This window comes from Lysinibacillus sp. NPDC097214 (genome assembly GCF_050277945.1).
Classification (GTDB): Bacteria; Bacillota; Bacilli; order Bacillales_A; family Planococcaceae; genus Lysinibacillus; species Lysinibacillus xylanilyticus_B.
Genome location: NZ_JBNNSS010000002.1, coordinates 181,444 through 198,297, shown reverse-complemented (window position 1 = coordinate 198,297; position 16,854 = coordinate 181,444). Strand labels below are relative to the sequence as shown.

Below are 16,854 nucleotides of genomic sequence, written 5' to 3'. Positions count from 1 at the left end.
TAGTAGGAAGATAGAAAATAGTCTCTTGACAAATAACTTGTTAAGAGACTATTTTTTTTGGCGTAAATCAATTAGCCCGTTTTTTATAATTAAGCAAATTAGGTGAGTGTTAATTTTAATTTGTATGTTAAAATTATGTTATAAATTGTTAAATTCCCTGTAATAGTTGTGTTTTCTATTATTACAATTCATTTACATAATATAAATACTATAAAAATAGTGAATTAATAATAATATGTTTACATATATATGTAATGGGGAAATATGTTCCGAATAGTTCGACTGTTTACGACATAACGTATGCGATAAATGTCGTCTGTACGGTATATGCCCAAAACGAAAGTATTTTTTGAAAAAAATGATCATTCTTAAAACTGAAAGGAGAATTAACTTGATGTCAAAGAAGAATTGGAAGAAACCAATAAACGCCTTTTTAGCAACAACTTTAGTCGCAAGTATTGCCGCACCTGTAGCACCAATCACTGTAAATGCTGAATCACTTGCAAAGGATTTAATCATTTCAGAGTATATTGAAGGAACTTCCTTCAATAAAGCAATTGAAATTTATAATGGTACAGGTACCGCGGTTGATTTAAGTAATTATACGTTAGAGCTTCATACGAACGGAGAAGCAAGCGCGAAGAATAAAGTAAGTTTGACAGGTACTCTAGAAAACGGTGCTACGTATGTTTTACATCATAAAGATGCAGATCCAAACATTAAAGCAAAAGGAAATCTAGAAAACATAACGGTTATTAATTTCAATGGAAATGATCCAGTCGTATTAAGGAAATCTGGTGACATAGTCGATTCCATTGGACAAGTTGGTTCTTCAGCAGATTTTGCTAAAGATGTAACTTTAGTAAGAAAGAGTTCAGTATTGACGGGGGATACAATTAATAATGATCCTTTTAATGCAGCAACGGAATGGGATTCATTCCCGGTAGATAATTTCTCCAATTTAGGCCAACACGTAATGGATGGCAATTCAGGTGGACCTGTTGACCCCGAAGTACCGGCAATTCTTTCAATTGGAGATGCTCGGAATAAAAGTGTAGGTGAAACGGTAACGATCAAAGGTAGAGTTGCAGCGGGCTTAAAAAATACGTTTTCGGTCCAAGATGGGACAGGGGGTATTGCGGTAAGACCTACTAGTCTAGCTATGTCTGTCGGGGATGAAGTTACGTTAAAAGGGAAGTTAGCAGACTATCGTGGTTTGCTACAATTAGATGGTGCTACCATCGTTGAAAAAGTTGATAATGTTGGTGTACCTGCTCCAAAGGTAGTAACAGGTGCGCAAGTAAATGAAGATAGCGAATCACAGCTCGTAACAGTGAAAAATGTTACGCTAACAGATGTTCAACAGGGGGCTGGATGGGCAAACTTTACTGCAAGTGACGGAACGAATTTCCTTGTGCGAGATGAAACAAATTCGCTTGGTTTAACTGTCGGTACAAACTATGAATCTATCACGGGTATTGTTCAGCAGTTCGATAATGACTATCAAATCATTCCTCGATCAAAAGAAGATATTGTGGAGGATAGCTTAGCACTTAAACCTGCAACCGCATCACCTGGAAGTGGGACGTTTGTTGGCAAAACAACAGTGACTTTAACAACACCGACAGCAGATGCAGAAATTTATTACACATTAGATGGCACGAAGCCAACTGATAAAAGTCTTAAATATGAGGCGCCAATTGAGATTAGCAAAAATACTACATTAAAAACAATCGTTAAAGCTAAAGATGGCTCATTTAGTGATATAACTACATTTGATTATAGCATTGCAGATAAATTACAAATTCATGATATTCAAGGTGCGGGGCACGCTACAACATTTGATGGTAAAACAGTTGAAGGAATTGAAGGAATCGTAACGTATTCATTTACGTTAAATAATAATTGGTATTATACGATTCAAACACCAGATGAATTGGCTGATCATGATCCGAATACTTCTGAAGGTATTTTTCTGTACAGCGGAAAAAAACCATGGCCAATAAAGGTAGGGGATTTAGTATCTGTTAAAGGTAAAGTAAGCGAATATGCATACGATGGCTATGATGACAGGCAGCAAACAGATTTAAAAACAACACAAATTAATGTTCGTGATGATCAAGACGGAAAAGTAGAAGTCATTAAAAGTAGTGTAGCCCTACCAAAAGCAATTGGAATCGATAAGTTAAAAATGTCTTTTAGTAAGATCGACAGTGATCAGCTTGAAATTTTTAATCCAACAATCGACGCTATTGATTTTTGGGAAAGTATCGAAGGCATGAGAGTAGAAGTTGGAAACGTAAAAGCGGTAGCACCACAGGAGCATGGAGATTTAGTAACAGTACTTGAGGGTGAACCAACAAACACAATTCACGGTGGGGTATTGCATGAGAAAGAAAATGCAAATCCAAACAGAGTTCAATTCCGACTAGAACCGAATGGAGCAGCACGTGATTTTGAAGTGGCTACAGGTGATAAATTTAAAGGGCCAATTACTGGTATCGTAGGCTATTCCTATCAAAACTTTAAAATCTATGCTTCTTTAGATGAAATGAAGGCAGCTCATGAAAAAGGAAATACATCACCTGAGACAACAAAAATAGTAAAGGCAGAAGATAAGTTAACAATTGCCTCATATAATTTGGAGAACTTCTCTAATAACAAAACTTCTACTACTGATGATAAAGCGAAAAAATTAGCAAGAGCCATTGGTATTGATATGGGCAGTCCTGATATTGTTGGTGTAACAGAGGTGCAAGATAATAACGGACCATCTGCAGGAGATTCAAAAGCGGATCAAAGTTATAAAAGATTAATTGACGCTATTAAAGGTGTAGGTGGTGTCGAGTATCAGTATGTTAATATCGATCCAATTAACAATCAAGATGGTGGAGCACCAGATGCGAATATTCGAGTTGGCTTCCTTTATAATCCAGAGCGAGTGAAGTTAAAGGAAGGTATTCCGGCAGGGGATGCTACAACGGCTGTTGGTTATAAAGATGGGAAATTAACAGTGAACCCTGGGCGTATTGATCCAGCAAATGAAGCGTTTAATAGTAGTCGCAAACCTTTAGCGGCACAATTTGAATTCCAAGATGAAGATGTAATTGTGATCGCAAATCATTGGAATTCTAAAAGTGGAGATACTCCATTATTTGGTTCGATTCAGCCTCCACAGTATGGAAGCGAAGTGCAGCGTAAAAAAATCGCCAATATTGTTACTAATTTTGTTGGAGACGTTAAATCAAAAAATCCAGATGCAAACATTGTTTCTTTAGGTGATTTTAATGATTATCAATTTGCGGATGCGCTTAAAATCCATGAAGGTCAATTGATGACGAATATGATTAATAAAGTAGATGCTTCTGATCGTTACACATATGTATATCAGGGGAATTCACAAGTATTAGACCATATTCTAGTGTCAAACAATTTGGCAGAGAAAACAGATGTGGATATTCTTCATATTAATGCTGATTTTACGGACATGGCCGGTCGTGCAAGTGACCATGATCCAGTAATGGTTCAAATTGATGTTAATAATAATTCAAATGTTGAACCGATTAAACCAGAAATAGTATATGACTATAAGAACTTCAAAAAGAACAAATTAACAATCAATAAACCTAGTATTGCACTTCATTTAGATGCTCAATCGGAAATTCCAAAAGGTGTGTTCCTTAAAGGTGGCTATGCAGAACTACATGGAGAAGGTTTTAAGACGACTGATGTTATCCTTAGTCCTGTGAAAGCAGGGATGATTATCGACCTTAAAGGCAATAGCGTGAAAACACTCACAATTGAAGGTCCATATGTCAGTGAAATTAGAGGCGCTGAAAATTTAGATATACAATCGATAATTTATAAAAAGGGTGCAGCTCCTGAGCAAATTAAATTTACAAATTCGAAGGGGAAACCCATTGTAAATCCTTCTTTGCCTGCTGAAAACAATCAACCAATCATTAAAGAGCCTATTACCAACAAAACTGTAGCTATTGGAGAGGAAATTAAAATTGATTTAACAAATCATTTTTCCGATCCTGATGGCGATGAACTTTCATTTACTGCCACAAAAGGCACTATAAATGGAAAGTTATTAACACTCAATTTAGAAGAGGGTAGTCATATTGTTGGCGTTACAGCATCTGATGGAAAGAAAAGTGTCACTACAAGTTTTAGCGTGACAGTCATTGCTAATGATTATTATACAGGTGCTTATAACAAGGAAGGCCAAGCACTGAAAACGGCTCTTCATGATATCATTTCTGAACAAAAGGTACTTTCTTATGATGAGGTTTGGGATGCATTAAAGTATACGGATGAAGATCCTAGTAATCAGAGTAATGTCATTTTATTTTACTCTGGGAAATCTAGTCCAAAAACAAACAATGGTGGCAATGTAGGAAACTGGAACCGAGAGCATACGTGGGCAAAATCACACGGTAACTTTGGGACAACCAAAGGACCAGGAACAGATATCCATCACTTGCGACCAACCGATGTACAAGTTAATAGCTCAAGAGGAAATTTAGACTTTGACAATGGTGGCAGTCCAGTGGCTGGATGTAATGGTTGCTTGAAAGATTCAGATTCATTCGAACCACCTAATCGCGTAAAAGGTGATGTAGCACGTATACTATTATATATGGCAACACGTTATGAAGCTGGAGATAAGGTGGATCTTGAATTAAACGACAAAGTTAATAATGGAACAGCTCCTTATCACGGTAAACTTTCTGTTCTTTTACAATGGCATAAGCAAGATCCTGTAGATGAATATGAAAAACAAAGAAATGAAAAAATTTACGAAATCCAAGGCAATCGAAATCCATTTATAGACCATCCTGAATGGGTGGAGAAGATATGGTAAGTTAAAGAAAAGTACTCAAAACGCCACTTCAAGGTTTAAGTTGAAGTGGCGTTTTTATTATATTCTTTTCAAAAGTGCATTTTCAGTAGATTCATCGAATTCGGCATGGAATACTTTGAAATGCTATGCAGTGAAGAATTTGATTAATAACCTACATAGTGAACTACTCGCCACTTAGCAAAGCTTGAAGTGAGAGCTTCTCAGTTTCACGACGACCAATCAACATATTCACATGATATACGTTTTCACAAAACACCATCCGAAACTTTCAATGAAGAATCGAATTTACACTTCAATATCGTGAAAATGACCATATTTTTTATTCTGTTTTTTTCTGCATAACAACAACGCAACATATTTACGAATCATTGCGTTTGGCCAATATTCTTTACCTTCTTCACAATAGAATGTGAAGATAGTCTACCATGCAATAAATAATAAACACCAATTCCGATTATTATAAGGAATGAACAATAAAAATAAATTGATCCATAATCAATTTTAGCTGCGGCAATACCAAAGATAAATGATCCAATGCCGAACCCAAAATCATAGATAGAAAGAAATGTAGCGGTAGCCAATGCCCTCTTTTTAGGAGGTGCTACTTGAATGGCAATGGTTTGAAAGCTGGGAAAGACAGTTCCCCATCCAACACCAATAAGGGCTGCTGATGCTAGAAATAACAAGGGCGTATTCGAAACACTCAGTAAGAACGTACCGACTGCAAAGCATAAAATAGCGGGATAAATGATCGTATTTGCCCCAAATAAATCAAACCATTTTCCAGTAAAAGGACGCGAAATTAAAAGGACTACTGCGTACACAACAAAGAAATAACCAGCAGCTTCCACTAAACTTTGCTCTTTAGCATATAAGGATACGAAGGAAATAATTCCTGAATAAATCAGTCCAAAGAAAGCTGAAACCAATGATACAGGAACGGCGGAAGTTTCCAAATAATCTCCTATTTTCATGCTTGCTTTTCGTTCAATTTCCCGTTCTGGCATAAAAGCTTTCTTAGGTAATTTAACAAATAATCCTGCAACGAGTGCAAAGAGAGCAAAACATGCATTTATGATAAACATTACATTTGTCGCTTCTTGTTGCATAACAGTCAAACCTAAAAAGGGACCAATAGCCATAGCAAGATTTAGTGTTAGCCCATAGTACCCCATTCCTTCTCCTTTGCGAGATTCCGGTATGAGATCGGCCACAATTGCTCCAGTGGCCGTTGTGGCCATTCCAAAGCCAATTCCATGAAAAAAGCGTAGCATTAGTAAGCCAATCAAAGATTGCGGAATAAAATACAAAGTTGAAGCAGCGAAAAGAACAATGAGGGAACTTATAAAAACAATATACTTTCCTGCCTTTTCGATCCATTTACCTGCAAATGGGCGTGTTAGGATGGATGCAATCAAAAAAACTGTAGTAATAAGTCCTGCTTCAGTTGCGGCACCATGCAATTCTTGTAAAGCATATATCGGTAGTGTGACCAATAAATAAAAGAATGTTGTAAACACGAGAAAATTAGTAATGGCAATACTGATAAAATCCCTTGTCCATAATCGGGGTTTATCCAATATTTCCACCTCCTACAACTATTAAATTCCTTGTGTAGGTTCCTTGAATTTGTACTGCTATAAAGTTGAGTCTCCTTACAATCAAACAAAATATGTACATAAATATTACCTTCCAAATCAAAATTTTTTCTAAATTCATTATTCATTTATACTGTCATTTCTAAAAGGTACAGTTTACAATAAACACAAATGACAGATGAGGTATTTCAATAATGAATGAGCTAATTTTTAATATCAATCGAGAAAGTAATATTCCTATGTACCAACAAGTTTATCAATACATACGAACTCAGATTTTATCTGGTAAATTAGAGTGGAATACAAAGTTGCCATCGATTAGGCAACTGGCTCTCCAACTAGAGGTCAGCAGAAATACAACTCAGCTAGCTTATGAACAATTGCAATCGGAAGGGTATATTCGAAGTGAGAACAAAAAGGGGTTTTTTGTAGATGCAAATATATCGGATGAGACGCTTAATTATGAACCCATAAAAGAACAGCATCATGAAAAGAATCAAACTGACATAAAAACGATTGACTTTAAAATCGGGACAGTGGATCAAGAGAACTTCCCTTTGAAAACATGGAGAATGCTTACAAACAAAGTCCTTAAAGACTCTAGTATGTTTTCATACGGAGAAAAACAAGGCGACATTCAATTAAGAAAGGCACTAGCAGATTACTTGTTTCAATCAAGAGGGGTTAATACTTCTGCTGAACAGATTATTATTGGCAGTAGTACACAACACTTATTATTACTTTTGACGCTGTTGCTAAAGCAAGACTATCAATATCTGGCAGTAGAAGACCCTGGATATAATGTGGCAAGGGAACTATTTGCGCTTCAATCATTTATCATTGATCCAATCCCGGTAACAGAACAAGGCATTCAAGTCGATCGCCTTTTACAGTCACCTTCTAGACTTTTATATGTCACTCCTACTCACCACTTTCCATATGGAGTAACTATCCCCGTCAATGAAAGATTAAAGTTAATTCAATGGGCAAAAAGGGTGGAAGGATATATTATTGAGGATGATTACGATAGTGAATTTCGTTACATCCATCAACCTATACCGTCACTTCAAAGTTTAGATTCTAATGATAGGGTAGTATATTTGGGAACTTTTTCAAAAGCACTGTTACCTTCTATCCGTGTTAGTTATATGGTTTTGCCTAAGAGGCTAGTAAGTGAATATAAAAAGATCCTTCCTTTGCTTGAGCAAACATCCTCATCAATTCATCAGAGAACATTGGCGACCTTTATGAATGAGGGATATTGGTACTCACACTTAAGGAAGATGAAAGCTTTGTATAAACGTAAAATGAATATATTGAATAGGGAATTACTAAAACACTTTAAAGATTATGTGGAAATAAAAGGTAGTAGCTCGGGAATTTACGTTATTATTGAAGTTAAAACAAAAATGAGTGAAAAAATGCTAATTGAAAGGGCATATGAACATGGAATAGCAGTTAATCCTTGCTCACAAACTTTCTCGAAATATAAACCACAATATCCACATATTCTACTTGGATTGGGTAATTTAAGTGAAGAAGAGATCATAAAAGGAGTATCTCAACTAGCAAAAATTTGGTTGTAATCTACTTAGGGGTAGCACCACATCGGTATTAATAGAAGCCTCCTAATCTTGTATATTAGAGGATTAAACCAAATAAAATAAGAAAGAAAACCTTTATTATTTTATTTGGTTTAAGTAATCTGGAAGATAAAAAAGTAAAAGGAGTTAAAAATTGTATAAATACAAAAACTCGATCATCGTAGCTGTTACAAATATTATTCTTGTTTGTATAGCTCCAATCATTTATGATTTAATGCTATTCAACATAATTGATATAGTACTTTTTAACTTTATAATTTTTCCTTTAATTATTGTATTTATCAATATTGTTCTTTGGTTTAGTAAATTCAAACGTGAATTTTATGAGCATATGCTTTGGGCTTATATTGCTTACTTTTTATCCGTTATTGTTTCATTTGTTCTAATTATAGACCCTTCTAAAGAAAAGCCTCCTGGCGAAACCTTGGTGTTACACGCAGATTTTTTAATGATCTTGTACATCACATTTGTGCAATGTATATTTTTACTTTTTTTAAACGGCATTCTTTATATAATTCTAAAAAAAATAAAAAAGTATTAAGAAAAGGGTGTTAAAAAGACAGTAAATCTTCCTTTACAGAATAGAAAATAATAATGTTATTTTTAGGAGTACTATTTTTCTATTTTACTTACTTAGCTTACATTGGGTATTAACATGAATTTCTTCAACTAACGGAGCAGGATAGTTCAATAATAGTTATAGGGGGAGTTTTATGATTAAGTCTTTAAAAGGGCAATTTATCTTATCTATATTTGTTGCTATTGGCTTTGTTTATGTTAATTTTTCTAGTATTGAGTTTATTGCTGACAAGAGGGATCCAGTCGTTCGAGTAATATTTTTCTTCAACATGATTTTATCGGTGTTTAATGCGGGATTATTGACGGAAAAATACATTCAAACAAGAAAGAAGAAATAACTCTTATTCAATTAATGGATGTTTTTGTTGAAGAACTTAGCACAAATTGAACAAACAAGACATACATCTAATAGAGAAGAAACCATTTTGACTTATCTTTTTTCAAAATGGTTTTATTTAAGTTTTTGTGGTGTTAACTCAAATGGCGGTGTCTGCAGATTAAATTACCATTCAATTGCTATTTTTTAGAAGTTAGTGATCCCAATGAGAAGGACGTTTCAGGTGGGAAGGTAATTTTGTTTGATGATTGCCTTGCGCTGAATTAATTTGCATTTGGGTTAAAAACATACTTGTTGAAAGGTCTGCTCCGCGTAAATTGGCATCACGTAAGTCCGCGCCAATAAAATCAACCCCTCTTAAATCTGCATTTTGTAGATTGGCAGCAATTAAATAAGATCCTCGAAGATCAGTTGCTCTTAAATCCTTGCCTTTAAAATTCTTCCCCATCCAATCAACCCCACGATTGTCATACTTTCGAGCGTTTTTTCCAATCTTTACAATCAAGCTTTGGCGAATTTGCTCACTTGTTTCTAACAGTAAAACATTCACAGGCAGTCGGAAAGTAGGAATATCTATTGCTAGTAATGCATCAGCTTCTAGCTCTGTTGCACGCTGTAGCTGTTCTAATTGTATATGTAGTTTGTTATAGAGGGATGAATCTACCTTATACGATAAAGCCTCTGCTACGTAGGCAATCATTTCAAAAAGCTGTTCCATAATCGGAAAGACACGAAACATTTTCTCGGAAAATTCAGGGAATTGTCGCCAATCTTGTCCATGGAATGTTGTTTGTGAAACCTTTTGTCCTGCTCCTAAACAATCAAAAACTGTACATCCTTTAAACCCTTGATCCCTAAGGTTACTATGAATTTGGCAGCTATAATCTGATTGTAGATTAGGGCAAGGTGTCCCAGCTGCTTTATGAATAGCAAAGTCACTAGAAGCAGCAATATTTAAAGCCGTGCAGCATAGACCAAAACAGCTTTGGCAATCTGCCTGTAAGCTTTCACGTATCTTTTTTCCTATTGTATAATCCATTTTTTGTACTTCAGACATTTTTGTTTTCCTCTCTTAACGCATAAACTTCTTACATTTAATTCTATCACTTATTATCATTAAAAGGATATTTTTGTGTGGGGGATTTCTACATATCGAGGAGGCCTCAATATTCTCTATAACATGTTTATCGTTCAACTCTATATGATTAGAAGAAATGATAGTTTTTTACAAAAAAGGAATACTGTATTGACAATTTACTGTAAAATGCTATAATTTTATCGACAGACAGTCGGTCTAGTGAGGAGGAGTAAAAATGAGAAAAGAAGCGATAGAGCGTAGAAATGAAATACTTGATGCGGCTGATGAGCTTTTCGGTCAGAAGGGCTTTGATGGCACAAGTACTAACGATATTCTTGAAAAAGTTGGCATTGCACGGGGAACGCTGTATTATCACTTCAAGTCGAAGGAGGATATTATGGACGCTTTAATTGAGCGGTATAATGCCCAAATTCTAGGTGCTGCAAAAGAAATTGCAGTAAATAAGAGCATCCCTGTTAACGAGCGTATTATCCGTGTTGTAACGGCATTAAATATCAGTGGCGGAAACGGTAAGGAAATTATTGACCATATACATAAGCCTCAAAACGCGCTTATGCATCAGAAAATACAAAAGGTTATTATGAACGGTCTGCCACCGATATTGACGGAAATAATCCGTGAGGGTATTGAGCAAGGATTATTCAGTACTCCGTATCCGTATGAATGTATGGAAATGATTGTAGCCTATACGAATACCGTTTTTGATGATGATATGGTCGAGATGACCGATGAAGAACGTGCTTCTCGTATACCAGCATTTGTCTTCAACGTAGAAAGACTGCTCGGTGTTGAAAGTGGAAGCCTTATGTACATGATGAAAATGTTTGGTAATGGGGGTGAATAAAAATGGAAACAACGATGGCTGATTCCGAAGGTTTTTTCAAAAAATTTCTTCTGCTTTGGTCAGGACAGCTGATTTCAACAATAGGAAGCGGGCTTACAGCATTTGGGCTTGGTATTTATGTTTTCCAGCAGACGGGTAAGGCATCGGCAATGGCACTTGTCACCTTACTTGCGTTTATGCCTTCGCTTCTATTAAGCCCAGTGGCGGGAGTGCTTGCGGATCGTTATGATCGAAGACTTTTAATGGTGTTAGGCGACAGTCTTTCAGCGATAGGACTTGTGTATATTCTTATTTGTATGCTTAGCGGGGAAGCACTGCTATGGCAGATTTGTGTGGGAGTTACAATAAGCTCGGTGTTTTCATCATTGCTTGATCCCGCATACAAGGCTACGGTTACGGATTTACTGACCGAGGAACAATACACAAAGGCAAGTGGTTTAGTCCAGGTAGCGGGTTCTGCGAAATTTTTGATTTCACCCATCATTGCGGGATTTTTGCTCACCGTTTCGGATATAAAGCTTTTGCTTGTCATCGACATCTGTACATTTTTTGTAACTGTTATATCAGCGCTTGCTGTACGAAGAGGTCTTGCTTCAAAGAAACACGAACAGACACAATCATTTTTCAAGGAGTTCAAAGATGGTTGGCGTGCAGTTTCTGAAAATCGAGGTATACTCGTTCTTGTCATCATGACATCAGTGCTGACATTTTATCTTGGCATTATTGAAACACTGTCCATTCCGATGTTGCTTACTTTTACGAATAGTTCTGTAATAGGAACGGTGGAAACTATTGTCGCTACGGGGATGCTCGTATCCAGTGTGATCATCGGATTTCTTCCGATAAAAAAAGGGTATGTGAAAATTCTTTCGTTTGCACTGTTTTTTGAAGGGATATTTATGGCGATATTCGGACTTCGAGAAAATATAGCGCTGATCTGTATTTCAGGTTTTTTCTTTTTTGCTATGATGCCATTTGCAAACTCAACATTGGATTTTCTTGTTCGTACTAACATTGATAATGCCGTTCAGGGCAGAGCGTGGTCACTTATAGGGGTCATTTCACAGTTTGGATTTTTAGCGGCCTATGCGCTTTCGGGAGTACTTGCGGATTATGTGTTCACTCCTTTGCTAGTTGACGGCGGATTGCTTGCTGACAGCATAGGGAAAATTACCGGTACAGGTCAAGGCAGAGGAACGGGCTTACTCATCATAATCGCTGGAATATTATTAAGTATTACTTCATTCATATTGTTCAACTTGAAATCAGTGAAAAAGCTTGAAAACAGAGGTGACGTATGTATTTCAGATTAATCCGTAATGACATTTCTAAAAGCAAACTGATAACGCTGACAACAACGTTATTTGTCGCTGCCGCGGCTATGCTCGTTTCTTTATCGATGATACTTATCATAAATCTTTCTGGTGCTATCGATTCACTTATGAATCAGGCGAAAACACCGCATTTTATGCAAATGCACTCGGGGGATATCGATACTGTCCGGCTTGCAAATTTCGCTGAGCAAAACAGCAATGTCGATGAATTTCAAGTGCTTGAGTTTCTCAACTTGGATAACAGTCAAATTATTTTAGGTGATCGTTCACTTGCGAATAATGTTCAAGACAATGGTTTTAGCATGCAAAGTGAAAAATTTGATTATCTACTTGATCTTGATGGAAACATTATACACGTATCCGATGGCGAGCTTTATGTTCCAATAAACTATATGAAGGACACCACGACGAAGGTCGGTGATAAAGCCGTAATAGGTGGAAAGGAATTTACTGTAGCAGGATTCCTCCGGGATTCACAGATGAATTCTATGCTGTCTTCTTCAAAAAGATTTCTCGTTAGTGAAAATGATTACGCCGAAATAAAAGGTCTTGGAAGTATGGAGTATTTAATTGAGTTTAGATTAAAGGATTTATCGGCGCTCGGTGAATTTGAAACGGCTTATGCTTCCGCAGGTCTTGAAGCGAACGGACCAACGATAACATATCCACTTTTCAAAACAATTAACGCGTTTTCTGACGGGATCATGATAGCAGTTATACTTCTTATAAGCGTTTTGGTCGTTGCTATTGCATTTATGTGTATACGCTTTACACTCCTTGCGAAAATCGAAGATGATTACCGTGAAATTGGTGTTATGAAGGCAATAGGACTGCGCCTTTCCGACATTAAGAAAATTTATCTTGCGAAGTACGCAGTAATTGCGGCAGGAGGAAGTATTCTCGGTTATGCACTTTCGTTGATGTTCAAAAACATGCTTCTTGAAAACATTCGGCTTTATATGGGGGAAAGTGAAAACTCTTCTTTTGCCACGGTTTTAGGGATCATTGGCATTTTACTTGTATACCTCGCAATAATAGCCTATGTAAGCGGAGTGCTGAGACGTTTCCGGAAAATATCTGCTGCAGAAGCAATACGCTTTGGCATTTCGCAGGAAAAAAGCACAGGCGCAAAGCGTGTTAGCCTGAACAAAAATAAGCTGTTTAATACGAATATTTTCCTTGGTATCAAAGATGTTCTTGCAAGGAAAAGACTGTATGCCACAATGCTTGCAGTACTTGTCATTTCAGCATTTATCATTATTGTTCCACAAAACCTTTACAACACGATTTCCTCAACAAGCTTCATTAAATATATGGGTATTGGAAACTACGATATTCGTATTGATATTCAACAAACTGATCAAATCTCTAAAAAAGCTGCAGAAGTTTTAGACTATATGAACAGCGACAGTTCCATTTCAAAGTATACCATCCTTACAACAAAGACATTCAAAACAAAAATGGAAGACGGTTCGGAGGAAAATATAAAAATCGAACTTGGCGACCATTCGATATTCCCTATCGAATATACCGATGGCAGAGCACCCGCTGTAGAAAACGAAATTGCACTATCGGCTTTGAACGCTGATGAAATGAGCAAAAAGGTCGGGGATACCATAAAGGTCGTAATAAAGGGGAAGGAGAGTAAACTCACGGTAAGTGGCATTTATTCTGACATTACGAACGGTGGCAAAACTGCAAAGGCTATTTTTGCCGACAGTTCAGATAATATAATGTGGAGCGTTATTTGTGCAAAGCTTTCCGATAAAACCCTTGTCGATGAGAAAATCTCTAAGTATGCGGACCGATTTACTTTTGCTAAAATCTCCAATATTGATGAATTTGTTAAACAAACATTCGGTTCGACAATAAAATCAGTTGAAAAGGCGTCCATTGCGGCAATTGCTATTGCGGTCATAATAACGGTCCTAGTGACACTATTGTTTATGAAAATGCTTGTCGCAAAGGATAGATATTCGATTGCTGTCATGAAAGCACTAGGTTTTACAAACTCTGATATTATGATGCAGTATGGTTCGCGAGCGGTATTTGTATCAATTATCGGAATAATTGTTGGTACGCTCCTGGCAAACACTCTCGGAGAGGTACTTGCAGGTGCAATTATCTCCACGTTTGGGGCGTCATCGTTCAGTTTTACAATCAATCCACTTTCGGCGTACGTGCTTTGTCCGTTATTGATGATTTGCTCGGTACTTTTCACGACCATCATTGGCACATCGGGCGTTGGTAAAATAAAAATATCCGAAAATATAAAGGAGTAGCTTATGAAAAATCTTATAATCGGTGAACGCATTGTAAAATCTTTCGGCGAGGGCGATGAAAAACACAATGTTCTCGACGGTGTGTCCGTTGAAATAAACGAGGGTGAGTTTGTTGCGATCATGGGACCCTCGGGCTCGGGAAAATCAACGCTCATGTTTGCATTGAGCGGCATGGACAACGTTGATGGTGGAAGGGTTATGTTTGATGGTAGTGATATATCGTCAGTCGGGGAGGTTGAACTTTCAGACATACGTAGAACTAAAATGGGCTTTGTATTTCAGCAGCCAACTATGCTTAAAAATCTGAATATTCTAGATAATATTATTCTTCCATCAATTCGCGATAACAGAAAAAACGTTGCAAAGATTTCAGAGAAGGCAAGAGCGCTTATGAAGAGGGTAGGTATCGCGGAGCTTGAAGAGCGGGACATTACACAAGTTTCGGGAGGTCAGCTTCAGCGTGCGGGGATATGTCGTGCACTTTTGAACAGCCCGAAAATCATCTTCGGCGACGAGCCTACAGGTGCACTTAATTCGAAATCAGCCCAGGAGATCATGGACATTTTTTCTGAAATTAACGCGGGCGGTACTGCGATTATGCTTGTCACTCACGATGCAAAGGTTGCGGCGCGTACGGAACGCATAATGTTCATGCTCGACGGAACAATCGTCAGTGAGCTACAGCTTCCGAAGTTTGACGGTACAGATATTGATGGCAGAATAGGGAAAGTAACGGAGAGAATGTGGGAAATAGGAATATGAGTTGTTGTATTAACTAACGCTGAATCTGACAATGAAAATGAAAGATTTCTAGAGTAGTTACGTACCGAGTTGGCAATAAATGATTGGTTTTAGAGAAAAGCAGGGGAATTGGTTTACAAACCAACCTCTGCTTTTATGTGTACGAAAAAAAATAGTTGTTTATTTTTGAATACTTAAAAAAATGAAACTTTTGGATGTGAATTCTCGTATTAACTGAAAAATACAGATTTTTAGGAGGTAATATGTTTAAGTCTAGAAGCTTCTTCCTTATATTTATATTCTTATTAACAGCCTGTACTCAGGATACAGTTGTTCCAAAAGGAAAAAATGATGAAAATATTGTTGTTACACCGGATGGGAAAATTACCTTTGAGATTATAAATAAAATAAAGGTTCCACAAGAAAAAGTAGAATCAATAAAAGACGAACTCCTTAATGCCTATGATGAAATTCAGAATTCAATTCATACTGCATATGTTCCATCCGAGAGAATAAATGTATTTCTCAATGAAGGAAATGGAGTATCTTGGGGTTTGAAATCGGAACTTCAATTATATGACATTAAGGAAAACCAATATCCACTTGTCCATGAACTAACACATTCCTTACTTGGTTATGGTAACAATTTTGATAAAAGCAGGGGCTATTTTACGCAGGAGGGTTTTGCTACTTATATGGCAGATAAGTATGGGGAAAATGAGTCATATACCCATAAGCTTATGAAGTACTTTATCGATTCAAACAAATTCATACCAATTAGCAAGTTGATAGACCTGAATCAAGACGATGCCTATTTTCGCCCGGCCCTTACAAACCAAAAAGAGTACACTCTTCAATGGATGAGCTATATTCATTCAGCTTCTTTTATTACTTATTTAATTGACACTTATGGATTAGAAAAGTTTGAACAACTATACAACGAAGAGGACTTGGGTTCAAAAGTAGAGGAACTATATGGAAAGAATATAAGTGAGATAGAAAATGATTGGGTAGTTTTTATTAACAATAGTCAAACGGAATTAACATATGAGGACAAAAGGAAAATAAGATCTTTTTATACTGTTACTTCAGTTATTGATCAAATTGACCCGAAATTTTTCACTATGGAATAATTTATTTCTATAAGTACACATGAAGTAAAATAATATCGTAAAGAAAAATTCAGCAAATCAGGAACTTTATAAAAGAAACTTGATTCAGATGTTGAGTCCGTTTCAGAAACATTATAGTACAATGATTGGGTGAAACAACTATTTTCATTTTTGAAGGTTAAGGTATATTTAAAATAAAATCATAGGAGATGTGCCTTTTATGAAAGCTGGAAATAGCATTATTATTTTCAGTATAATCTGTATTTTAATTGGATTAGTCTACGCATTAGGATATAACAGTTCTATTTACTTTAAATATTTATTTTCTATAGGTTTCATACTGTTGGGAATGGGTATTTTATTTGATAGAATTGAAGAAATGAAAAAGAAAAAACGGTAAGATATTCAAAGTGAGTTATTGGAAATTATTTAAAAAACGTGGTGTGTTGATTGG

11 protein-coding genes are annotated in these 16,854 nt (G+C 36.4%); 9 read left to right on the top strand and 2 right to left on the bottom strand.

What is annotated here, in order from left to right:
* Nucleotides 1-394: 394 nt before the first annotated feature.
* Nucleotides 395-4,870: an endonuclease gene (locus ACQKMI_RS04800; protein ID WP_427487548.1), complete on the top strand. Its 4,476-nt coding sequence runs from the start codon at nucleotides 395-397 to the stop codon at nucleotides 4,868-4,870.
* 365 nt (nucleotides 4,871-5,235) lie between these two features.
* On the opposite strand, the gene ACQKMI_RS04795 is transcribed toward ACQKMI_RS04800, so the two are convergent.
* The gene (locus ACQKMI_RS04795) at nucleotides 5,236-6,450 is read right to left on the bottom strand and encodes an MFS transporter (RefSeq protein WP_427487547.1); all 1,215 of its coding nucleotides are present in this window, start codon (nucleotides 6,448-6,450) and stop codon (nucleotides 5,236-5,238) included.
* A 212-nt stretch (nucleotides 6,451-6,662) separates the two neighbouring features.
* Here ACQKMI_RS04795 and ACQKMI_RS04790 point away from each other — a divergent pair, with 212 nt between their 5' ends.
* From ACQKMI_RS04790 to ACQKMI_RS04780, 3 genes are all read left to right on the top strand, one after another.
* Nucleotides 6,663-8,054, top strand: coding sequence for a PLP-dependent aminotransferase family protein (locus tag ACQKMI_RS04790; protein ID WP_427487546.1), 1,392 nt, complete (start codon nucleotides 6,663-6,665; stop codon nucleotides 8,052-8,054).
* A 151-nt stretch (nucleotides 8,055-8,205) separates the two neighbouring features.
* Nucleotides 8,206-8,613, top strand: a complete 408-nt coding sequence (locus ACQKMI_RS04785; protein WP_427487545.1) for a hypothetical protein — start codon at nucleotides 8,206-8,208, stop codon at nucleotides 8,611-8,613.
* Nucleotides 8,614-8,785: 172 nt separating this feature from the next.
* Nucleotides 8,786-8,989: a hypothetical protein gene (locus ACQKMI_RS04780; protein WP_427487544.1), complete on the top strand. Its 204-nt coding sequence runs from the start codon at nucleotides 8,786-8,788 to the stop codon at nucleotides 8,987-8,989.
* A gap of 192 nt (nucleotides 8,990-9,181) precedes the next feature.
* Here the strand turns inward: ACQKMI_RS04780 and ACQKMI_RS04775 are convergent, their stop codons facing one another.
* The gene (locus ACQKMI_RS04775) at nucleotides 9,182-10,045 is read right to left on the bottom strand and encodes a pentapeptide repeat-containing protein (RefSeq protein ID WP_427487543.1); all 864 of its coding nucleotides are present in this window, start codon (nucleotides 10,043-10,045) and stop codon (nucleotides 9,182-9,184) included.
* A gap of 256 nt (nucleotides 10,046-10,301) precedes the next feature.
* On the opposite strand from ACQKMI_RS04775, the gene ACQKMI_RS04770 reads away from it, so the two are divergent.
* From ACQKMI_RS04770 to ACQKMI_RS04750, 5 genes are all read left to right on the top strand, one after another.
* A complete protein-coding gene (locus tag ACQKMI_RS04770; RefSeq protein WP_427487542.1) occupies nucleotides 10,302-10,931 on the top strand; it encodes a TetR/AcrR family transcriptional regulator in 630 nt (209 codons plus the stop codon).
* A gap of 2 nt (nucleotides 10,932-10,933) precedes the next feature.
* Nucleotides 10,934-12,244: an MFS transporter gene (locus ACQKMI_RS04765; RefSeq protein ID WP_427487541.1), complete on the top strand. Its 1,311-nt coding sequence runs from the start codon at nucleotides 10,934-10,936 to the stop codon at nucleotides 12,242-12,244.
* The gene (locus ACQKMI_RS04760; RefSeq protein WP_427487540.1) at nucleotides 12,229-14,547 is read left to right on the top strand and encodes an ABC transporter permease; all 2,319 of its coding nucleotides are present in this window, start codon (nucleotides 12,229-12,231) and stop codon (nucleotides 14,545-14,547) included. Before ACQKMI_RS04765 ends, ACQKMI_RS04760 begins: the two co-directional genes overlap by 16 nt.
* Nucleotides 14,548-14,550: 3 nt before the next feature.
* The gene (locus ACQKMI_RS04755) at nucleotides 14,551-15,309 is read left to right on the top strand and encodes an ABC transporter ATP-binding protein (RefSeq protein WP_427487539.1); all 759 of its coding nucleotides are present in this window, start codon (nucleotides 14,551-14,553) and stop codon (nucleotides 15,307-15,309) included.
* A 242-nt stretch (nucleotides 15,310-15,551) separates the two neighbouring features.
* Nucleotides 15,552-16,421, top strand: a complete 870-nt coding sequence (locus tag ACQKMI_RS04750; protein ID WP_427487538.1) for a hypothetical protein — start codon at nucleotides 15,552-15,554, stop codon at nucleotides 16,419-16,421.
* Nucleotides 16,422-16,854 lie beyond the last annotated feature (433 nt).